The sequence below is a fragment of the Ignatzschineria sp. F8392 genome (assembly GCF_002252045.1).
GTDB lineage: Bacteria > Pseudomonadota > Gammaproteobacteria > Cardiobacteriales > Wohlfahrtiimonadaceae > Ignatzschineria.
On record NZ_NEFF01000004.1, the window covers coordinates 125,508 to 147,713 of the forward strand.

Here is a 22,206-nt window from a genome sequence, read left to right on the forward strand (position 1 = left end):
ATGTGATTAGAATTGGTTTAATTGATTCCGGTATTGGTGGATTTTCTATCTTAAATGCTTTTTTAGCAGCGAAGCCCCTTAATCAGACACAATTTATCTATATTGCCGATTCAGGGCATCTTCCTTATGGCTTAAAGAGTGATCACTATATTCATGAGCGAATGGAGCGCTTAACGGCGGAGCTGTTAGCGCGAAAGATCGATGCGTTAGTGATTGCTTGCAATACGGCGACGGCGGTCAGTGTCGAGAAATTGCGAGAGAAATACCCCGATCTTATTATTATCGGGATTGAACCGGCTATTAAGTTAGCGGCAACAGCGACAAAGAGCGGTCATATCGCGGTTGCGGCAACACTTTCTACGCTCCATAGTGAACGATTAAAGAGCCTTAAAGAGCGCTTTGCAAAAGCGCAGACACTTCATAAAATTATCGGTTCGGAATGGGTCGATTTGGTAGAGAAACAGAAGCTAACGCTAGCTGATAATCAAAAGATTCTAGAAGAGACATTAAAACCGCTATTTCAATACCCGATCGATCAATTGGTCTTGGGTTGCACCCATTTTCCCTTCTTAATGCCGGCACTTAAGGCACTTCTTCCAAAAGAGGTCACTATCATCGATCCGGCAAATGCGATTGTCCAAGAGTGTTATAGCCAAATAACCATGCGTTACCCCCATCGTATTACGACGTTTTATAGTGTTAACGATGTGGAGACTACAGTTAGTAAGGAAAAGAGCCATAGCATTAAAGCATTACCTCTTAAAACATTACAGCTTTTAACTACGGGGGAGCTTAAAGATTTTCAAAGACAACTCTCTCTTTTAGATGCGGTAGGAGTTCCCATTGAGATTGCAAAAATCGATACTTAACCACTGTCGCTAGATATGTTAGAATCGATCCTATTATCGACAAAAGATGCTAGGATTAACCATGAACAAATTATTAAAAGCAACTATCGCCTTAGGCGCAATGATGATTTTAGCAGCATGTGGTGACTCACTAAAGAGCCTCTCCCCCGAGGATCAGCTCTTTACGATGAAGGTCAGTGAGCAATTTCAAGATGTAATGGATAAGAAAGATGCGATTGTCGCCGTCCGTTTAGAGGGTGCTCCTGCGGAGAACATTACACTACTTCAAGCTAAAGAGGGAGATATTGAGAAAGATATCCTCTACGCTGTCACGATCGATCTTCCTGAAGGGGTTGTGATCACACTTCCTGAGTTTGAAGAGGTGATGAATGAGCAGATGGATGCGATTAATGAGATTGTCGATTTTAAAGTAATGCCCGTTAAAGAGAGTGATACCCAGATCAACTATATTGCTGAGACGCGTCTAAATAACGTTCCCTATTATGAATATTGTCGTATTGCGGTAGAAGAGCAAATTACCACCATCTGCTTAGGTACTACCAATGATACAAAAGGGGCGGAAGCTGCCATTAATAGTATTCAATTTAAAAAATAGCTCCCGATAGGCGCTATTTCCCGAAAGAATTATTGAAATATTTCTCGAAAAATTTAATATCTCGATCCGCTAATTTGTGTAATATTTCACTACAACCTTCTGTTGTAGTAACGCATTAGCGGATTCTTATTAAGAGTACTCAATGATTTAATTACCTGTTTAATTACCTGTTTTATTACCTATTTAATTCCATGCTTTATACTCATAAGTCATAAACTCATTCTTTACTCTAACTGTTTGCTGAAACGGTTTACTATAACTGTTTATATAACTGTCTATCTATAACCGTTTACTCTAGTGACTATTCTAGTTGTTTGAAGGTTGCCTCCTAAAGCGTGCGACCGATAGAAAGGATCTCTCTATGCCATTTACGCCCCGTTCAGATCAGCAGATCTATCGTTTAGATTATCTTGCTCCCACCTTTATAATTCCCCATTTAGATCTCCATTTCTCTCTCGACCCTGAGGTTAGCAGAGTGCGCTCTCAATTTAAGGTGATTGTAGAAAAAAATATCGATCTACCCCATACTATCAAGCTTCATGGGTCAAAGATGTTGTTTGATATTCAATTGAAGATCGATGGGAAAGAGGAAGATATCAGCTCATTGTTAGATGAGGCGGGTAATCTATCATTAACTTTAAATGCACGTGAGCAGCTGATTGAGATCAAAAATAGTGTCTCCCCGGCGGCGAATAGCGCGTTAAGTGGCCTCTATCTTTCAAGAGGCATTATCTGCTCGGACTGTGAGCCACAAGGCTTTAGAAACATCACGTTCTTCCCTGATCGCCCTGATGTGATGACACAATGTCGCGTCACTTTAGAAGCGGATCAATGCTATCCTATTCTTCTCTCTAATGGCAATCTGATAGAGAATGGAGTTCTTGATGAAGCGCGTCATTATGCCATTTGGGAGGACCCCTATCCTAAACCCACCTATCTATTTGCGATTGTTGCCGGCGATCTGCAATTTATCGAAGATCAACATATTCGTCCTGATGGTCGCCCCGTACAGCTTCGTATCTATGCATCTAAAGAGAATATTGGTGCCTGTGACTTTGCGCTTGAAAGCCTCAAAAAAGCGATGCGTTGGGATGAGGATCGTTTTGGATTAGCATGTGATCTCGATTTTTATAATGTGGTCGCAGTGGATGATTTTAATAGTGGCGCCATGGAAAATAAGGGGCTTAATCTCTTTAATACAAGCTGTATTTTAGCTACAAAAGAGCAAGCGACCGATCGCGATTTTCGTTTTGTTGAAGCAGTCATTGCGCATGAATATTTCCATAACTGGACAGGAAATCGTATCACCTGTCAAGATTGGTTTAACCTCTCATTAAAGGAGAGTTTAACGGTCTTTCGTGAGCAGGAATTTATGTCAGAAGTGGAACCCGGCATTCGTCGTATTGAAGATGTCAATTTTCTCCGTCTACATCAATTTCCTGAAGATCAAGGCCCTCTTGCGCATGCGGTGCGCCCCGATAAATTGGGATCAATTGAGAATATCTATACCACAACCACCTATGAAAAAGGGGCGGAGATTATTCGCCTCTATCAAACTATTTTAGGCCGTGAAGGCTTTGATCGCGGCTTTGCACGCTATATTAAAGAGTTTGATGGCATGGCTGTGACTGTTGATGATTTCTATGCAGCGATGAAGATGGAAAATCCCCGTCTTTTTGAAAATTTCCCCCTCTGGTACTCTCAAAGAGGGACACCAAAGGTTCAAGTCGCCACTGAATATTACCCCGATAAACGGGAGATGCGTCTTTCATTGAAGCAATTCCTCTTTGATCCTGTTACCAATGAGTTGCAAGAGCCATTACCGATCCCCATTAAGTATGCCTTCTTCAATCGTCAAGGGGAGATGCTCCTTGAAGAGACCTACACATTAACGATGGCGCATCAATGTTTAATCTTCCACAATATTGATGAAGTGCCGGTGATCTCACTATTGAGAGACTTCTCTGCACCTGTTATGGTCGATTATTCACAATCGATCGATGATCTGAAAATCCTGATCCAATATGAGCGTGATTACTTTGCAAAGTGGGATGCCGCTCAAAAATTAGTAGAGCGCCTCCTTTTCAACCGAGAATTGGCACGAGAAGAGCAGATCAAGATGATAGGTGATGCATTCGCACCTCTATTTGATTATGCTTATCAAGAACCTGGATTTGCCGCACTACTCTTAACCTTGCCCGATAATGATCATCTTTTCGATCGCTTAGAAAGTGAAGAGATCTTACCACTCTATCAAATCAAAAGAGAGGTAGAAGTGGGTCTTGCTACTCGTTTCCAGAAACATTGGCAAGCGCTTTATGATCGATTCCAAGAGGATTCTATTGCAGCAAGAGCGATTAAAAATGTGGCGTTGCACTATCTAAGTCGTCTCCCCCATGAGAGTGAGTTAGCAGTAAGAGAATATGAGAAAGCAGATAATATGACCGATATCAATGCGGCATTAACAGCACTGCTTTCTAATCAAAATCCAAAAGCAAAAGTGATTTTAGAGAGCTTCTATCATCGATATGAAGATGATGCGCTTCTCGTAGATCGCTACTTCTCTCTACTAGGACGTAATCCGAACTTAACGATGGATGATGTGGCGATGGTCAGTAACCACCCGGCTTTTGATCTTAAAAATCCTAATCGAGCAAGAGCAATTGTGGGATCCATTGGGCGAAATCGTATTGCTCTTGCCAGAATAGGCGCTCCCCTCTACCGATGGATAGGGGCAGAGATTGTAAAAGTTGATAAGATTAATGCCGTAACAGCGGCACGCCTTGTTACACCTTTTGCCAAACTCTCCCGATTACCGGAACCTTTAAAAGAAGAGGTCAGAGCAATTTGCCAAGAGATGCTCAATATCGGGGAGATCTCTCATAACTTATCAGATCAATTGAAGAGGATTTTATTATGATGAATAAAAATGAATCGTTGGTAGACCCAAATTTATCAAGGGAAATGTCAGAGAGCGGTCTTGAGCAGAGTCATGATCGTGGGGATCTTTTCGAACAGAGTAAGCTAGCGCAATTGATGATTGCTCGCCGGACAATTCATCATTTTGAGCCGACTGAAGTTCCGCTTGAGCCTGTTAAACGAGCATTAGAGCTTGCTGTTTATGCCCCTAATCATCACCATACCCATCCTTATCGATTCTATCTTATGGGAAAAGAGATCAAATCTCGTTTTCTCGAATATGCGAAAGAGGCTTTCTCTGAACGTGATCCAGCTTCTGCTGAAACAAAACTCGCTCGTTGGAAGAGAATTCCTGGGTGGATCTTAGTGGCTCGAAAAAAGAGTGGCAAGGAGAAGGTTGCCCATGAAGATTATGCCACCTTGAGCATCGCGCTCTATATGATGATGCTCTCATTAACAGCAGAAGGAATCGGCACTAAATGGTCTACAGGCTCTCTTCTCTTCAATGATGAAGTCTATAAAATCTTTGGGCTTAACCCTCAAGAAGAGGTTATTGAAGGGCTCTTTTGGTATGGCTACCCTGAAAAGAGACCGCTTCCCTTCCCTAAACCGCAATTTGATCAATATGTGACAGAGCTTAAGTAGTTTCTGTTGCACTTCGTATTTGAATCTGCGCATTATTAAATCACAGATTGAGTCAACGATTTAATCATTGATCTAGTCAATCATTGGGGTGTTCAGATTAGCCTCAAAACTCTATTAATCAACTCTACGAAATTATGCAAAATAGCACTCAATCACTTCATTCGCTTCAATCATTAATCGTGAAAGAAGATAACAGAGATGATAATAGCCCCTATTTGGGGGCATTTAAAGAGGGGGAAGCACCCTCGATCGTCTTAGGATTTGACTTTGGCACCCAAAATTTAGGGATTGCTGTCGGGAACTGTTTAACTCAAACGGCACAACCCTTAACGATCTTAAAAGTTACCCATAATCAGCCTCGCTGGGAAGAGGTAGAAAAACTTCTCAAAGAGTGGCAACCTAATGCATTTATTGTGGGAATGCCCTATACAAAAGATGGTACTGTTACTGAACATCTTAAGATTATTCAAAAATTTATCAATCGCCTCCATGGTCGATTTGGTCTCCCCGTTTTTATTGTCAATGAAGCTTATAGCTCACAAGAGAGTGAACGCTATCTGAAGCCATCACAGCGCCATAAAAAGGGTCAACTCGATGCGATCTCTGCAGCGATTATTGTTGAGCGTTGGCTACAACAAGAGATTTAACCCGCCGCAGGGCTTGTCAGTCCGTAAGTCCTGCGCTATTCTCAAAATGTCATACCATATTAGGACACGTCACAGATGAAAACTTTTTTTCAATTTATTAATCGATTTAGTTTAGTTCAACAGATCATCGTTGGCCTTATTTTAGGGGTTATCGTTGGTTTCTTCTTCCCTCTTCATATTGCTCAATCGGTCGGTATTATTGGTCAATTTTTTATTGGGGCATTAAAAGCGATTGCTCCTGTTTTGATCTTTATCCTCATTATTGCAGCAATCTCTAACTACCATAAGCAGGAGAGTGGTAATGGGGCCATGCAGAAGGTGATCCTTCTCTATGTTTTTGGCACCTTTCTTGCGGCATTAGTGGCGGTCTCTATCAGCTTTATCTATCCGGTTGTTGTTCCTTTAGATATTCCGGCAGCAGAAGCACGAGGACCGGCAGATATTACGGATGTTCTTCGCACACTCTTTATGAATATGGTGGATAATCCTGTCAATGCCTTAGTCACTGCTAACTATATCGGTTTAATCTCTTGGGGTGTTCTCTTTGGTTTTGCATTAAGATCGACGAATGCGTCAACTCGCAATCTCTTTCAAGACCTTGCACAATTAGTAACAAGTGTTATTAAAAAAGTGATTCTTATTGCGCCGCTCGGGGTCTTTGGTCTTGTCTCTGTCACTATTGCAGAAACTGGTTTTGAAGGGATTAAATCTTATATTGAATTGGTCGTTGTTCTCTTAGTGGCAATGGGGATTGTTGCTTTTGTGGTCAATCCACTTTTGGTCTATTGGGCTATTCGTCAAAACCCTTACCCTTTAGTATTACGTTGTATTAAAGAGAGTGGTATGACCGCCTTCTTTACTCGTAGTTCTGCAGCCAACATTCCTGTTAATATCGAGTTAAGTCGTAAGTTAGGTGTCCGTGAAGAGACCTACTCTGTCTCAATTCCTTTAGGGGCGACCATCAATATGGCGGGAGCTGCGATTACTATCACAATCTTTACGCTTGCGGCGGTTCATACTCTAGGAATTGAGGTGGATTTCTTCTCTGCACTTCTTTTGAGCATATTTGCGACAATTGGTGCTTGTGGTGCTTCAGGCGTTGCCGGCGGTTCGCTTCTTCTGATTCCGCTTGCCTGTTCTCTCTTTCAGATCGACAATGATATTGCGATGCAGTTAGTTGTCATTGGCTATGTAGTAGGGGTCATTCAGGACTCAACAGAGACCGGTTTAAACTCATCAACCGACGTTCTCTTTACGGCAGCAGCAGATTTCTCTGCAACAGGTATTGTTCCTAAAGAAGTTTCAAATAAATAATCATTCATATAATCATTCATGATACCTATTGGTTGATGATGATGCATCACAATAGAAGCGCTATCTTAATAAAAGATGGCGCTTTTTTATTGCAATAGACAATTCTTAAGAAGAATCTGGAGCGGCGAGAACCAACTATTTTGCTCTTTTCTCCGGTGCATGCTTGCAGATCGGGGCATCAACAATGCCGAGGAAATAGTATCAAATTGATGCCATTTACAAGCGATAAGATCATTCACTGCCGGCGCGTGATCCATGGAAAAACGTGATAGTCAGAACCGGCACCTCATCAATTTCTGTTGTTTTTTGTTTCAATAAACAGTTCTTAAGCATTTAGAAAAATCAATTCAACAAAAATAAAAATACCCTCAATCCAGAACCATAGATTTATGGAGGATTGAGGGCATCTTTCAGTTTGATTATTGAATATTGAATCTCATCGAATATTAATAGAGTTCAATATTTTTTATTTTTTGATCATTGGAGAAAAGAGATAAAAGTTTCTTTTTGAATATGACCTATCTGCAGCCCATTAATTAGACCGCGGCACTGCGACTTGATGAACGACGTGAAGGGCGTGCGCTACGATCTGTTGTGCTACGACGCTCATTACGAGATTCATTGCGACGACCTTCGCTACGTGGTGCTCGACTGCGATCGCGATCTCCACGACCTTCTGAACGACCCTCTGTACGGCGTGAAGAACCTTCTCTTCTACCACCACGTGAGTCATTTCTACGACCAGCACCGCCACCAGGACGACGACGTCCACCTCTTGGTGCACCACGTAATGGCTCTTTCTTAGGCTCTAAACCTTCGATCACATTCGCTTTAATCTCTAATTGAATGAAATCTTCTACTGCATCAAGAAGACGCTTATCTTTGAAGTGAACAAATGTTACAGCTGTTCCTTCACGACCCGCACGACCCGTACGACCGATACGATGAACATAATCTTCTGGCTGTCTTGGTACACCAACGTTAAAGACATGAGTAATTGTCTCGACATCGATACCACGAGCGGCAACATCTGTCGCTACAAGAATCTTGATTTTACCGCGACGGAGATTATCGAGACAACGATTACGAACACGTTGCTGCATACCACCGTGGAGGTAATCGACAGAGAGCCCCATCTCTTTTAACTCATCTGCAATCTCTTCTGCATCAATCTGAGTCGGAACAAAGACAACAGTTTGATCGATTTTTGCATTTTCCAACCAATGGAAAAGGAGCTTCTTCTGATGTTCACGACCATCTGCCCAATGAAGGATCTGGGTAATATTCTTATTGATAGTATCTTTAGGTGAGATCTCGATACGAAGAGGATGATTCATCATTCCTTCCGCTAATCTCATCACTTTCGGTGGGAAAGTAGCAGAGAACATCAATGTTTGACGATTATTGATACAGCTCTTATGGAGTGTTTCTAAATCTTCAGAGAAGCCCATATCGAGCATACGGTCAGCTTCATCAGCAATAAAGAAGTGGACATTATCAAAGCTAATCTCTCTCTGTTTATAAAGATCGATTAAACGCCCAGGTGTTGCGACTAAAAGCGTGACATTTTGTAATTCGCGAATTTGACGACCATAAGGCATACCACCTACAACAGTTGCAACGCGGAAATCACGATGAGCCCCTTTTAAGAGAATAGCCTCTTGCGCTACTTGTAATGCAAGCTCACGCGTTGGACACATCACAATTGCATGGGGTGCCGGCATCTTATAAGCAGGTTGACGACCACGACGACCTTTACGAGGTGCAGGACGCTCTTCAGGTGCGCTCTTCTCTTCTAGCTCTTTCGCATCCATAATTTGATGCAAAATAGGAAGGAGGAATGCTGCTGTTTTACCACTACCTGTTTGGCTTGAGACCATAACATCTTGGCCACCCATTGCAACAGGTATAACACGCGTTTGCACTTCTGTTGCACTGTCATAACCCATTTTTTGGACGGCAGCTAAGAGAATAGGATTTAAATTTAAATCAGAAAATTGAGACATAAAGATACTGATCCCTAATTAAGAGAGGGATTTCCTTTTAATATAATATTTATAGGGAATGCGCTTGAACATTCAGCCAAAAACATGCATCGACCGAATCTCAAATAAGCGTCAAGTACACTTATGTCATAGTTCTTAACTATGAACCAACAGGGCGATGAAGAGGGAATATGATACCCTCTTTCTATTTTTTTGCAATCTATTTTCACGCAAATAGCTTAAAATGGGGATAACCCCATCATTATTAATGCTTTACCATTGCTTATATTTTCTTTCCTAAAGAACCCTTTCTTAAAAAAGAGAGGATAAACCTAGATAAACCTAATATAAGAGGAATTTAAGAGCAGAATTTCATTTCTAATTCATCTCTATTCTCGTATAGATCATATCATTTCCCACTACAGGCTAGATCAGTCTGGGACTTAATATAAGACTTAAACAAGAGACTTAAACAAGAGACTTAAATATGAGCATAAGCTAAGCAAGTGTCAATACTATAACACTATTAATGCCCCAGCCCTAATAACTTATTATTTATATTCTCTTAACCCTTTAACCCTTTGACGCCCTATTTCTTAGTTGCGACTCCATTAATGCCTCTCCCCTATTATGGGAGAGATTCTATCTTTAATGACACTTAATGATATTTAATGATATTTAATGATAACTACTATTTTTGATTAAAAGATCAATTTCATCCCAAAGCTTATTGAGCCTCTTCTCTGATACCGTCATCTTAGTTCGCATCGGTTGGGCAAAGAAGGAGACAGCCATCTCTTCAATCATCCAGCGATACTCTTCTAACATCGCAGGCAACTCTTCCCTATCAGCAAAGAATTTTTGCGCTTTAAGATAATTTTGCCAATGCTGCTCAATGACACCATTTTGCTCATTATCTCGTGTTATGTTTTGAGGAAAACGCTCAATTCTTACAACCATCGCTTCTAAAAATCGGGGAAGTTCATCTCGCCAGATCTTGGGCGTCTGACTAATAAAGTCAGGATAAATTAGACGATCTAAAGCCGCCTTTATTCGCTTCTCTGCTAACGCTCGATTCATCGGATGAAGCTGATTGAGTGCTTCCCTTACCTCATTAACTCGCTCAAAAATAGTGACTATTAAACGGCTAAGATCGGTCGCATCAGAGACCATCTCCCGGCGCATTTTTTCGATCACCTTCTGAAATTCTGCGGCATCTCTAGGTAGAGATGAAGATTCTTCAAGTCGATCTTTAATAATCGCTCGCATGAGATCTTCTCGCAGAAGCTCTTCATTTCCCACTTGTCGGAACATTAGTGCTAATTTACCAAATTGAGGCCACTGTCTGCGCAGATATTTTACCTGTTCATGGAGTGTTTTTAATATCAGTGTCACTAATGTGTTGAGATGCACCTCTTGAGCTGCATGAGGACGATCATAGAGCTGTTTTCGGAGCGTTAAAGGCTGCTCTTTGTCGATCAAGAGTGCGGGATACCCTTTAAGCTCGATACCATTTCGGACGAAGCGCTCTTCTGATGCAATCTTCCACTGATCTACTGAGAAGTAGATCTGCTCTTTCGCCTCTTGATCGGATGCTATCGAGTTATCCTCTCGCCTTCTAGAGCGTAGCTGAGCACCCTCTCTTGCTCCCTTCTCGTCACTGTTTCTCGCTTTTTTCTCTTTTTTGCCGGCACCAAAGCTTGAAGCAAGTTGCTGGAAGGCATTTTCAGCTCTTCCTCTCAATTTTTGAGTCAGTTGTTGAAGATCTCTCCCCTCTGCGATTGTCTTGCCACCAGTATCAATCACTCGGATATTGATTCGAAGATGCTTATCAAGAAGATTCTCATCGAAGAGATGGGGCTCAATCTTAATGCCGGATCGTCGCGTTAAAAACGCTGCGATCTGAAAGTAGAGATTCCCCTCACCGAAACTCAATTTTTCTAACATCTCATCGACAACATTAGGAAGTGGAACAAAGTTTTTACGCAATGCTCGCGGTAAAGATCTTAAGATCTCTGTAATCTTCTCTCTCAATAATCCCGGCACTAACCAGTCGAGACGAGTCTTATCGAGTAGATTGAGCGCTGCTAAAGGCACCATTAAGGTCATTCCATCATCTTCAGCAGCAGGATCAAAGCGATAGACTGCATTAAGGCGAAGCTGACCAAAAGAGATAGTGGTGGGAAAGTCTTCTAAATTGAGTTGCTCATCATTGTCTAGAATATCGGATTCGCTGAAGATCAGTGATTGATTGTTTTTAGGATTTTTACACCACTTTTCAAGTGATGCGACAGAGTAGATATCTTGTGGTAATCGCTCGTTGTACCACTCAAATAACTTCCACTCCTCAATTAAGATATCCCGGCGCCGCGTCTTCTCTTCCATCTCAGCCACTTTTGAGATCGTCTTTCTGTTAACGCGATAAAAGGGAGCTCGCGTTTGAATCTCTCCTTCCACTAAACCTTCTCGAATTAAGAGTTCGCGAGAGATCTCTGGTTTAATGCGCCCAAAACTGACTGTACGATTTTTAATAATCGCTAAATTGAAGAGGCGGACTGTCTCATACGCCGCAGCTTGTCCTTGCTGTTTACTCCAGTGAGGTTCTGTATACTCCCGTTTGAGAAGGTGCTCTGCTAAACGCTCTAACCATTCAGGGTTGATAGCAGCATTCATGCGGGCAAAAACTTGGCTTGTCTCTACGATCTCAAGCGACATGATCCATTTAGGCGGTTTACGGTAGAGTGCAGATCCGGGGAAGATCTTAAATTTGCGACCATTAGCACCACTGTAGAGCTTCTCCTCCCCTAACTCCCCAATCTGATCGAGAGAGCCGACCAAAATTGCTCGATGAATCTGGTCCTCACTAAAAGAGGGGAAAAGATACTCCCCTTCCTTAACGCCTTTAGGCTGATTTTTTTCCTCACTTTTAGGGAATGGGTTCCATTTTAAGGATAATGATTGATAGATTCCCTTCAATTGCTGATAGAGATCGTACCATTCCCGCATACGCATAAAGTTAAGAAAGTGAGCCCGACACACTTTTCGCATCTGATTTTGGCTCTCTCTTCGAGCGCGATCTTGATACCATGCCCAAAGATTGAGTAACGTAATAAAATCGGAGCGCTCTTGTCTAAAGAGGCGATGCTTCTCATCAGCTTGCTGTTGAAACTCTAAAGGACGCTCCCGAGGATCTTGAATAGAGAGTCCTGCCACAAGCGCTAAAACTTCATGGCCTACCCCCTCTTTTTCACCTTGGATAATCATCGCTCCCAATTTGGGGTCGATCGGAATTTTGGCTAAAGTCCGCCCTAATGGGGTCAATCTTCCCTCATCATTAACCGCTTTCAGCTCTTTTAAAGTCTGAAATCCTTCTCGGATCTGCCGCATCTCCGGCATCTCAACAAAGGGGAACTCCTCTGGATGACCAAGGCGGAGATGCCCCATCTGCAAGATCACCGAAGCAAGGTGGGTCCTTAAAATTTCAGGGTCTAAAAAGAGGGGACGACTATTGAAATCCTCTTCACTATAGAGGCGAATAGCGATTCCTTCCGCAACCCGCCCGCAGCGTCCTGATCGTTGATTCGCGGCAGCTTGTGAGATCGGCTCAATTAGGAGGCTCTGAATTCGAGATCGAGCATTGTAACGACTCACCCTTGCGACACCGGTATCGATGACATAGCGGATACGCGGAACCGTAATTGAAGTTTCTGCAACGTTCGTTGAAAGAACAATACGACTTCTGCCTTTAGGAGAGAAGATCTTCTTCTGCTCTGCCTGACTCAAGCGTGAAAAGAGGGGCAAGATATCGTAATGACGAAATTCTTTACGAAGCAGATCAGCCGTCTCTAAGATTTCTCGCTCACCGGGTAGAAAGATTAAGATATCCCCCTCTTTTTCGCTCTGCAGTTCATTAACGGCAGCGATAATCCCCTCTTCCATCTCAATAGGATCATTCTCCTCATCAAGATGGAGATCACGATAACGAATCTCCACAGGATAAGTTCGGCCTGATACTTCAATAATAGGCGCCTTTTTTGGCCCACCAAAATAATTTGAAAATGTTTCAGGATCGATGGTTGCAGAGGTAATAATCAGCTTTAAATCGGGTCTTCTTGGCAGAATTTTCTTTAAAATTCCTAAAAGAAAATCGATATTAAGACTGCGCTCATGCGCTTCATCAATAATAATCACTTCATACTGATTAAGATAACGATCATGCATTAATTCAGTTAAGAGGATTCCATCGGTCATCAGCTTTAAGACGGTTTTATCACTGATCTCCTCATTAAAACGCATCTTATAGCCGACAAAATCCCCAAGGGGTGTATCAAGCTCTTCGGCAATTCGTTCTGCAACAGAGAGCGCCGCTAAACGACGGGGCTGGGTATGACCTATAGTCCCTCTAGCCCCTAACCCCATCTCTAAGCAAAATTTGGAGAGTTGCGTTGTTTTACCGGAGCCTGTCTCACCACAAACAATTAAAACTTGATGTGATTTCAGCGCTTCTATAATCTCTTCTCGCGCCTGATAGATCGGCAGTTCAGTCTGATAATTAAGTTCAGGAAAAGCATTTAAGCATGCTTCTGTCTCTGAGGCTGATTGCACAATCTGCTCTTTAAGCTTTAAAATCGTCTCTTTTGAGGGAGATCTTTCTCGCTTTAAAGCGAAGAATTGACGACGTAACTGATGTGCTCGTTCAGTACGAATATAGGGTAAAAGGGCTTCTAATTGCGCAATCTCTTTTGGAATATCCATTATGCTCTTTTCTATATATTGGTAATAGTTCGTTGATAGTTCGTTAACAGATCATTGGCAGCTTATCTATGGATCATTTTAAGATCATTGATAATCATTGATAGATCAATAGTGTGGAGGTATCTCCTCTTCTGGCGTCCAGCTCTGCTCTTCACTCTTTGGCATCTCTTTCATCTTTTCTATCAATTGTTGAGAGACTCTCGTTAAACGATCGAGCATCTCCTGCTGAGCAATAATCGTTTGATTTAAAAGCTCAACCGTATATTCATGAAAAGCCTCACGACTCTCCAGTTCGTCAATACGAGCGGTGAGATCTTCGATTCTCTCTTCTAAACTTTGATCATTACGCCCATTTTTCTCTGGAGCTTTTGATATCTCTGACATCTTTTGATTCCCTTCTTTACTGATTCTATAAGATCACTCACTCAAATTAATGGAGATATGATAGCAAGAACGATGGAGAAATTATGGAATAAAAAAAGCCGAACTTCTATAAAAGTTCGGCTTTTAACAACTTGGAGCGGGAAACGAGACTCGAACTCGCGACCCCAACCTTGGCAAGGTTGTGCTCTACCAACTGAGCTATTCCCGCAAAAGAGGAATACAATTATAAGGCAAAATTAAAATCTGTCAACTCTCTCTTTGATGAAAAAAGTAGCAACCCTAAAGGGTTCCCTTCAAGAGCAGATAAGGAGCGGTATAGGAGGTCATATACTTTATAATGAAGTAATATAAAGCTCTAAAAATAAGCTCTTAAATAGACTTATATGGTGGCTGAGGCTAGAATAACAGATTAAATACCTATAACTCCTATAGGAGTACAATGCTTTAACGTTCTAGCAATCAACGATTTAAACTATTTAGTAACTGACTATCGAATAGTTAATGATCAATAGTTAATGAGCCAATAACCTTATCAGAACAATTATCAATAAGTGAGCAAATGGGGGATTCAATGTGCCAACTATTAGGAATGAACTGTAATACACCAACTGATATCCTCTTCTCCTTCGAAGGATTTCGTAAGCGAGGGGGTGAAACAGATATTCATACTGATGGCTTCGGAATCGCCTTTTTTGAAGGAAAAGGAGTTCGTATCTATCAAGATGATAAACCATGCGCCTCCAGCCCTGTTGCCGATCTTGTAAAGAGCTATCAGATTAAATCTAAAAATGTGATTGCCCATATTCGTAAAGCAACTCATGGGCAGGTCTCTCTTGCGAATACCCATCCATTTATGCGTGAAATTTGGGGAGAGTATTGGCTCTTTGCTCATAATGGGCATCTCGATTGCCAGCGTCTCTTCTCTCATCCACTCTTCCAAAGAAGGGAGGATGATTTTTATCAACCGGTAGGAACAACCGATTCAGAGGCTGCCTTTTGCGCAATATTGAATGCTTTACGGAGAAAATTCCCACACAAACCATCTCCTGAAGCACTCTTTCAAGAGATTAAACAATTAACCGCTATCATTCGACCTAAAGGGATCTTCAACTATCTTCTGACCAATGGTAAATGGATGGTTGCCCATGCAAGCACCCTACTTCATTACTTAATCCGGCAAGCCCCATTTGGAGAAGCAACGCTCCTCGATGATGATGTTAATGTGAATTTTGCTGCAGTGACAACTCCTTATGATAAGGTTGCGATTATTGCCACACTTCCCCTGACAACCAATGAAGTTTGGCATCAATTGGCAAAAGATGAGATTGTGATGTTTCAAGAGGGTGCGATTATTGCAGGTCATGCGCCCGACCCTGATCAATTTTTCACGGTAGAGGAGGCGCTAACATTAGCTGCGAAAGTTGGCGCGGCTGCACTACAAGAGAAAAAATGGTAGCATCAAAAAAGCCTGACAACTTTATGTTATCAGGCTTTTAAATTTGGAGCGGGAAACGAGACTCGAACTCGCGACCCCAACCTTGGCAAGGTTGTGCTCTACCAACTGAGCTATTCCCGCTAGGAATGGTGAGTATTATACTCTTTGAAATCTCATTGTCAATCTTGCTATCTGTAGAGATTTTATTCAGCTACTTTTTATGTCGTAGACTCTGATTGATTATTTCAAGTATGAAATAGATGCAGACACATAAGATTTCGCTAGATTGATTTTGGAGCGGGAAACGAGACTCGAACTCGCGACCCCAACCTTGGCAAGGTTGTGCTCTACCAACTGAGCTATTCCCGCAAATCAATGATTGCATAAGTATAAGCTTTTTTTTCATAGTGTCAATTACTGGACTATTTTTTACACAATGGAACTCATCAAGGAGTGAATGAATCACTGTTAAGATCAGTTATCTCTATCGCATTATGTGCAATAGTTACTCTACCATTAGATAGAATGAGATATACCCCCTTGCCCTCTTATGGTATCTTGCCCTCATTATCCTATTTATAATAGAACGAGATAAAACTTAGATAAAGCTAGAATAAGTAGAGAGCTACAAACAATAAAAAGCAATAAAGCAAGTCATAAAAAAGTCATAAGAAAGTAACACGATTATCGCAAGGGTCTAAAAGGATGTTAAAAATCAAAACAATTCAAAATTGGTTGTTTGTCTTACTGCTCATTGTGACTGGAATACTCTTTCAGCCCATATCAGCACAGACACTCTTCAATCAGTCTCAAGGTATTACTACCACTAAGATTGGTATCGATCCGACAAAGCTGCTCAAGCCGATTGAAGCCTTCATACCGAAAATTCATCTGCAACAGAATGATCCGGCAGGAGGAGAGCATCAACTTCTTCTCTTATGGGAGATCAATCCTGATTACTATCTATATAAAGAGAAGATCGATCTACAGCTTAAAAATACCAATGGAGAGATCATCGATATTGTGCTTCCTCAAGGGGTTGAGCATGAAGATGAATTTTTTGGGCAACAGGAGATCTATGATAGTGCCACCATTATTCCCTTTACCGTGAAAAGTGATGGGATCAATACCGGTTACTTTAATATTGAGGCACAAGGGTGTGCAAAGAGCGGATACTGCTTTGCGCCACAAAGTTATGAAATAGCGTTAGAGATCGATCCTTCCATCGATAGAGATCTTGATCAAATAGAGGAAGTCATTACTAATAGTGACTCGATCCCAGAGATCACCTCAGAACATGATCGATTAACGCAATATCTCCATGATAATGAGTATTTAGCAATCCCCCTCTTCTTTCTACTCGGTCTACTCTTAACCTTTACCCCTTGTGTATTGCCAATGCTTCCTATTCTCTCTGGCATATTGACACGAAGTGGGAATCTCTCCCCTAAGAAAGGATTTACAATCTCATTAGTCTACGTTTTAGCGATGGCATTGGTCTATACCCTCTTAGGACTACTTGCCGCTTACTTTGGTAAAGGGTTAGCTGCCTACCTGCAAAATGCTTATGTCTTAATCGGTTTTGGCTCACTTTTTGTACTACTTTCACTCTCGATGTTTGGCCTCTATCAACTCCAGATGCCAGCAGCCATCCAGTCAAAATTGAGTGCGCTCAGTAATAAGCAATCAAACAAGAATAGCTATCTAGGCACAGCAATTATGGGGATGTTATCAGCATTGATCGTCGGTCCTTGTGTTACCGCGCCGCTCATTGGCATTATCACCCTTGTTGCTCAATCACAAAACTACCTATTAGGTGGGGCTGCACTCTTTGCAATGAGCTTAGGTATGGGCGTGCCGCTCCTTATTTTAGGCGCATCTTCAGGTCATCTTCTTCCTAAAGCAGGTCCTTGGATGGATAAGATCAAAGTATTATTTGGATTTATGCTATTGGGACTTGCAGCCTATTTTATCGGTAGAACCCTGCCTTTCTATTGGGAGCAGACGCTCTATGCCGTTATTGCATTGGCAACCTTTATCTGGCTAATGGTCACCGTTGTAGAGAGCGGACCCAAAGCACGCCTCTTCTTTGGAGCATTAGCATTAGCAACCCTCTTCTTTGGTATCCATTCCATCCATGAGTCAGGGAAAAAGATAGAGACCGCTCTCTTTACCCCTATTAAAGGAATTTCTGGCCTTAATGAAGCTCTTTCAGATAATAATCAGCGCGTGACGATGTTGGAGTTTAATGCAGATTGGTGTGTTGCTTGTAAAGAGATGGAGAAATATGTCTTTAGCGACCCTGAAGTAAAAAATGAGATGGCAAAAATTAATCTCCTTGTTGCGGATATTACAGCCAATGATCACCAAGATCAGCGATTGCAGGAGCATTTTGAGATCTATGGTCCGCCGGCGATGCTCTTCTTTGCCCCAAATGGTGAGGAGATCCCGCAATTAAGAGTGATGGGAAGTGTCCCAAAAGAGGAGTTCTTAAATCATCTTCGCACAATTATCAATCACTATAATGGTTCACCTCAATAGGAACGATTCCTCGTAAATAGCCACAAAAAAGCCTCAAAGAATGTAGAATCTTTGAGGCTTTTTATCGTTTTATTGTTTCTTTTACTATTTTATTTTTATTGATGTGCCACTCAAACGACTCAAACTAGTCGATCTCATCATTTGAGCGCATCGATTTAGTCGATAATCACTCTCTTAATTTTAGCGCCTAAATTGGTCAGCTTCTCTTCAATAGAATCATATCCACGATCGAGATGATGGAGTGCCCCTATTGTTGTTGTTCCTTCTGCCACCAATCCCGCAAGAATTAATGCCGCTGAAGCACGGAGATCTGTTGCTGTAACACTCGCTCCAGATAATCGTGAAACGCCCTCAACAAGCGCTAAGCGATTGTTGATCTTAATATCTGCCCCCATACGGGCTAACTCATTAGCATGCATAAAGCGATTTTCAAAAATGGTCTCTGTAATTGTTGATGTTCCCTCTGAAATCGCTGCCATCGCCATAAATTGAGCCTGCATATCGGTTGCTAAGAGCGGATAAGGTGCTGTCTTAAGTCGAAGTGCTTTTAATTTCGGCTCTCCGGCATAGACTCTAATGGTAGATTCCCCTACTTCGACATTAGCGCCCGCTTGTCTTAATGCCGCAGTGACAGCTTCAAGATGCTCTGGAATACAATCAATAATAGTGACATCACCAAAAGTCATCGCCGCAGCGACCATATAGGTGCCAATCTCTATTCGATCAGGCATAACACTATATTCACCGCCCCCTAACTTCTCAACGCCGGTGATCGTTAAACGATCTGTTCCAATGCCTTCAATTTTCGCACCAATACTGTTGAGCATATGGGCAAGATCACTCACCTCAGGCTCTTTTGCACAGTTATCTAAAATAGTGACACCATCAGCTAATACTGCTGCCATTAAAACATTTTCAACACCGGTAACTGTGACTACATCAAAGGTATGATGTGTTCCCTTGAGCCGTTTATCCGTTGCCGTTGCTAATACATAACCATGCTCGATCTTGATATCAGCCCCAAGTGCTTCCATCCCTAAAAGATGCTGATCGACAGGACGACTACCGATCGGGCAACCGCCGGGCAAAGAGACCTCTGCATGACCAAATTTAGCCAGCATCGGCCCTAAGACGAGGATCGATGCCCGCATCTGAATCACTAAATCATGATTCGCTCGAGTCTTTGTAATAGAACGAGGATCAACCGTTAATGTTGATCCATCAAAATGCACCTTAGCACCAAGATCCTCCAAAATTTTAGAGAGGACAATAACATCTTGTAGATTAGGAACATTTTTTAAAGTGACAGGTTCAGTTGCTAAAATAGTGGCAGCAAGAATGGGAAGAACGGCATTTTTAGCCCCACTTGCACTCACAGAGCCTCTTAGCGGACCATTTCCTTCAACTAGAAGTCGCTCTTTTTCGCTCATTATTTACTCCACTCAGATGGCTTGTAAGTTTTTAGTGCAAGCGCATGAATCTCTTCTGTTTCAAGGCGATCGCCTAATGTCGCGTAAACTAATTTGTGCTGCTTTAACATTGAGAGACCTTCAAACTCAGGACTAACAATTATCGCTTCAAAGTGAACGCCATCATCCCCTTTTACCTCAATGTAATCACATTTTAGACCTGCTTCAATAAGCGCTTTCACTTTATCTTTAGTCATCATCTTTAATATTCCTTATACCGAATTAAATGTGATGGAGTGTGATTTCTATCCACCTTCTCTGCTCACAAATTTTAGAAAATTGTTGTGCTCTATTATGCCATGTTCCCGGCAATGATTGGCATATATCGATCAAATTAATGCACTCTTTATCCACTCTCAACCACGACTCAGAGAAGTGATTGTAAAAGAGAGATCACTCTCAAAAGAATTATTTTGCCTATTACTTTATCAACCTTATCCTAAACTCAAATAGTTACACCACAAAAAGAGCGATCACCTTTAGCGACTATCTTTAATGATACTTAGAGATAATCTTCTACTAAGAGGAAACATTCTCAAAAAATGCCTAAATTTTAAGCAATAATAGCGTGATCATTAGGGAGAGCGCTCTATTTTTTGTTACCATGGGAAATCATTGAACTCTTAGATCAAACTCTCTAACAGAAATTTAGAGATCAATCATATGAAGGATTATCCAATGCAATATAGAGCGTTATCTCAACACTCTTCTTCTCAAACTTCCTCCCCAACTATCTTTTTTCGACTTGTTTTTAGCTTGCTATTCTTGATTAGTTTGAGCTTTACAACCAATCTCTCTGCACAAGAAACAATTGCTGAAAATGAAGCTTATGCCGTTTTAGAGGCGACTGAAAAATCGATTATTGACACTCAAGAGAAGATCAATGAAGCTAAAAAAGAGCTTACATCTGCCGACTCTGAAGAATCAGCGGCCGCAATTAAAGAGCGGATTGAGCAGCTACAATCTCGTCTCAATCAGGCCAGAAATGAGTTTGAGAAATATGCTTTAGGGGGAATTGATCTTCACTATATTAAAGAGAAGGAGAATATTACCGATCTCAACTACGATTGGCAGGCGGAGCTACTCCAGATTGTTCAGCCGGTCTTTGCCGAGATTCAGAGATTAACGCAAAACTCCCGTGAGCGCGATACCCTAACTCGTGACCTCGCTCTCTACAATGAAAAAATTGAGCAACTCGAGAAGGGATTGGAATTTTTACAAAAAGCGCCTTTTGAGCAACTTACACCCGAGTCACAAAAGCGATTAGAGGTGATTCAGAGCAATTGGGAGACCTTTTTAACTGATCTTCTGCGAGAGCGTGATCGGACTCAAGCGCTTTTAGATGCGATGGCAACTGATAAGAGCTTTATGGAGTCACTTAAAGATGGATTGCTCGATTTTATTAAAGGTCGCGGGCTTATTCTTGTCGTCTCCTTTTCCACCTTTATTTTAGTACTCTATCTCTTAACAAAAGGGATGGATCTTCTGATTGCAAGAAGAGCTAAAAAAGAGCAAGGGATGATTCAACGGGTCAATTTAAAGGGGCGACTACTTCTACTCGCCTACCGTGTCTTTTCCGTTGTTGTCTCTGTTATCGCTTATCTTATTGTTCTCCACGCCATGGGCGATATGGTCCTCTTTGGAATTGCGATCTTAATACTCTTAGCGCTTATCTTTGCATTTCGTAATTATGTGCCAAAATACTTTTCAGAGATTCGCCTCTTCTTAAATTTAGGATCAGCCCGACAAGGAGAGCGTGTCATCTATCGTGGTATTCCCTGGCGTATTGAAAGAATTACGCTTTATAGTGCAACGCTTGTCAATCCTGCAATCGATAATGGCCGTATTCGTCTAATGTTACCGGAGCTTGCGACCTTAACATCTCGGCCACTGCTCAATGATGAGATCTGGTTCCCCGCTAAAGTGGGAGATAGCTTTATCTTACCAACAGGTGTCTTTGGAGAGGTTAAACGAATCACGCCAGAGTCGGTCTATCTCAACTCATTTAATAGTACGATTATCTACCCTGCTCCTGACTTTATTGCCGGAGCACCGACAAACCTCTCTTATGGTTACTATGCAGTTGCTGATTTTGGGCTCTCTTATAAACACTTTGCCACACCTGTTGATGAGATCTTTACAAAATTGAAAGCTTATATTGAAGAGTTTCTCTCTCATACAGGGATGCATGATCAATATAACTCTATCAGTGTGGAATTTAGACGTATCAATGAGGGGATCTCTCTCGTCTATACCGTAATTGTGGCAATGAAAGGCTCAGGTGCCGGCTACTACTTCCAGTCAGGAAGGCTGTTACAAGAAGCTTGCCTTCGTTGTGCGCAAAAAGAGGGCTGGAGTATGCCTTTTACCAATATTGAGATGCGAGATAACAATCATCGCGTGATTGATGTAACACCCCACTCAGCAACACTCTCATAGTCCAGCACTCGATAGCTCGATAGCTTAAAACTTAAGTCATCGAATTATTTAAGATCAAGCTGAATACTCATTATCATAATCAATGGTAAATGGTAAACAACAAATAACTAATAACTAATAACTTAATAACAGATAGTGTAGATAGTGTAATAAAAAAGCGATAAAAAAAGTGCCGATTAAATGATCGGCACTTCTATTTTGCTTACGCT

14 protein-coding genes and 3 tRNA genes are annotated in these 22,206 nt (G+C 41.7%); 9 read left to right on the top strand and 8 right to left on the bottom strand.

What is annotated here, in order from left to right:
- Positions 1-2: 2 nt before the first annotated feature.
- The 6 genes from murI to sstT all read left to right on the top strand — a co-directional run bounded on the left by murI (position 3) and on the right by sstT (position 6,989).
- Positions 3-869, top strand: a complete 867-nt coding sequence (gene murI, locus B9T19_RS07770) for a glutamate racemase (RefSeq protein ID WP_158214384.1) — start codon at positions 3-5, stop codon at positions 867-869.
- Positions 870-930: 61 nt separating this feature from the next.
- Entirely contained in the window at positions 931-1,464 is a 534-nt protein-coding gene (locus B9T19_RS07775; RefSeq protein WP_094568061.1) for a hypothetical protein, read from the top strand.
- A 361-nt stretch (positions 1,465-1,825) separates the two neighbouring features.
- Positions 1,826-4,384, top strand: coding sequence for an aminopeptidase N (gene pepN, locus B9T19_RS07780; protein WP_094568062.1), 2,559 nt, complete (start codon positions 1,826-1,828; stop codon positions 4,382-4,384).
- A complete protein-coding gene (locus B9T19_RS07785) occupies positions 4,381-5,028 on the top strand; it encodes a nitroreductase family protein (protein ID WP_094568063.1) in 648 nt (215 codons plus the stop codon). The genes pepN and B9T19_RS07785 overlap by 4 nt, the downstream gene beginning before the upstream one ends.
- 134 nt (positions 5,029-5,162) lie before the next feature.
- Positions 5,163-5,675 (top strand): Holliday junction resolvase RuvX, encoded by a 513-nt coding sequence (gene ruvX, locus B9T19_RS07790; protein ID WP_094568064.1) that lies wholly within the window; start codon positions 5,163-5,165, stop codon positions 5,673-5,675.
- A 75-nt stretch (positions 5,676-5,750) separates the two neighbouring features.
- Complete coding sequence (sstT, locus tag B9T19_RS07795) at positions 5,751-6,989, top strand: serine/threonine transporter SstT (protein ID WP_094568065.1); 1,239 nt, start codon at positions 5,751-5,753, stop codon at positions 6,987-6,989.
- A gap of 536 nt (positions 6,990-7,525) precedes the next feature.
- Here sstT and B9T19_RS07800 read toward each other — a convergent pair.
- The 4 genes from B9T19_RS07800 to B9T19_RS07815 form a co-directional block, all read right to left on the bottom strand.
- Positions 7,526-8,995, bottom strand: coding sequence for a DEAD/DEAH box helicase (locus B9T19_RS07800; RefSeq protein ID WP_094568066.1), 1,470 nt, complete (start codon positions 8,993-8,995; stop codon positions 7,526-7,528).
- Positions 8,996-9,652: 657 nt separating this feature from the next.
- On the bottom strand, positions 9,653-13,729 hold the full coding sequence (hrpA, locus tag B9T19_RS07805; RefSeq protein ID WP_094568067.1) for an ATP-dependent RNA helicase HrpA: 4,077 nt from the start codon (positions 13,727-13,729) through the stop codon (positions 9,653-9,655).
- Between the two features lie 105 nt (positions 13,730-13,834).
- A complete protein-coding gene (locus B9T19_RS07810; protein WP_094568068.1) occupies positions 13,835-14,113 on the bottom strand; it encodes a SlyX family protein in 279 nt (92 codons plus the stop codon).
- Between the two features lie 132 nt (positions 14,114-14,245).
- Positions 14,246-14,321: transfer RNA gene (locus B9T19_RS07815), tRNA-Gly, on the bottom strand.
- A gap of 363 nt (positions 14,322-14,684) precedes the next feature.
- On the opposite strand from B9T19_RS07815, the gene B9T19_RS07820 reads away from it, so the two are divergent.
- Complete coding sequence (locus B9T19_RS07820; protein ID WP_094568069.1) at positions 14,685-15,569, top strand: class II glutamine amidotransferase; 885 nt, start codon at positions 14,685-14,687, stop codon at positions 15,567-15,569.
- Positions 15,570-15,613: 44 nt separating this feature from the next.
- Here the strand turns inward: B9T19_RS07820 and B9T19_RS07825 are convergent.
- Positions 15,614-15,689 (bottom strand) — tRNA-Gly (locus B9T19_RS07825).
- A 152-nt stretch (positions 15,690-15,841) separates the two neighbouring features.
- A tRNA-Gly gene (locus B9T19_RS07830) sits at positions 15,842-15,917 on the bottom strand.
- A 336-nt stretch (positions 15,918-16,253) separates the two neighbouring features.
- Here B9T19_RS07830 and dsbD point away from each other — a divergent pair.
- The gene (dsbD, locus tag B9T19_RS07835; protein WP_094568070.1) at positions 16,254-18,089 is read left to right on the top strand and encodes a protein-disulfide reductase DsbD; all 1,836 of its coding nucleotides are present in this window, start codon (positions 16,254-16,256) and stop codon (positions 18,087-18,089) included.
- Between the two features lie 155 nt (positions 18,090-18,244).
- On the opposite strand, the gene murA is transcribed toward dsbD, so the two are convergent.
- The gene (gene murA, locus B9T19_RS07840) at positions 18,245-19,519 is read right to left on the bottom strand and encodes a UDP-N-acetylglucosamine 1-carboxyvinyltransferase (protein WP_094568071.1); all 1,275 of its coding nucleotides are present in this window, start codon (positions 19,517-19,519) and stop codon (positions 18,245-18,247) included.
- Positions 19,519-19,758 carry a BolA family protein gene (locus B9T19_RS07845; protein WP_094568072.1) on the bottom strand — a complete coding sequence of 80 codons (240 nt, stop codon included), beginning with the start codon at positions 19,756-19,758 and terminating at the stop codon, positions 19,519-19,521. The genes murA and B9T19_RS07845 overlap by 1 nt, the downstream gene beginning before the upstream one ends.
- Before the next feature lie 565 nt (positions 19,759-20,323).
- On the opposite strand from B9T19_RS07845, the gene B9T19_RS07850 reads away from it, so the two are divergent.
- On the top strand, positions 20,324-21,997 hold the full coding sequence (locus B9T19_RS07850) for a hypothetical protein (protein ID WP_143436871.1): 1,674 nt from the start codon (positions 20,324-20,326) through the stop codon (positions 21,995-21,997).
- Positions 21,998-22,206: the final 209 nt, after the last annotated feature.

Excerpts from the sequence above, each read along its gene's own strand:
- B9T19_RS07800 (WP_094568066.1), bottom strand. The coding sequence starts at position 8,995 with ATGTCTCAATTTTCTGATTTAAATTTAAATCCTATTCTCTTAGCTGCC.
- dsbD (WP_094568070.1), top strand. The coding sequence starts at position 16,254 with ATGTTAAAAATCAAAACAATTCAAAATTGGTTGTTTGTCTTACTGCTC.
- B9T19_RS07845 (WP_094568072.1), bottom strand. The coding sequence starts at position 19,758 with ATGATGACTAAAGATAAAGTGAAAGCGCTTATTGAAGCAGGTCTAAAA.
- B9T19_RS07810 (WP_094568068.1), bottom strand. The coding sequence starts at position 14,113 with ATGTCAGAGATATCAAAAGCTCCAGAGAAAAATGGGCGTAATGATCAA.
- pepN (WP_094568062.1), top strand. The coding sequence starts at position 1,826 with ATGCCATTTACGCCCCGTTCAGATCAGCAGATCTATCGTTTAGATTAT.
- B9T19_RS07820 (WP_094568069.1), top strand. The coding sequence starts at position 14,685 with ATGTGCCAACTATTAGGAATGAACTGTAATACACCAACTGATATCCTC.
- B9T19_RS07785 (WP_094568063.1), top strand. The coding sequence starts at position 4,381 with ATGATGAATAAAAATGAATCGTTGGTAGACCCAAATTTATCAAGGGAA.
- ruvX (WP_094568064.1), top strand. The coding sequence starts at position 5,163 with ATGCAAAATAGCACTCAATCACTTCATTCGCTTCAATCATTAATCGTG.
- B9T19_RS07775 (WP_094568061.1), top strand. The coding sequence starts at position 931 with ATGAACAAATTATTAAAAGCAACTATCGCCTTAGGCGCAATGATGATT.
- hrpA (WP_094568067.1), bottom strand. The coding sequence starts at position 13,729 with ATGGATATTCCAAAAGAGATTGCGCAATTAGAAGCCCTTTTACCCTAT.
- sstT (WP_094568065.1), top strand. The coding sequence starts at position 5,751 with ATGAAAACTTTTTTTCAATTTATTAATCGATTTAGTTTAGTTCAACAG.
- murA (WP_094568071.1), bottom strand. The coding sequence starts at position 19,519 with ATGAGCGAAAAAGAGCGACTTCTAGTTGAAGGAAATGGTCCGCTAAGA.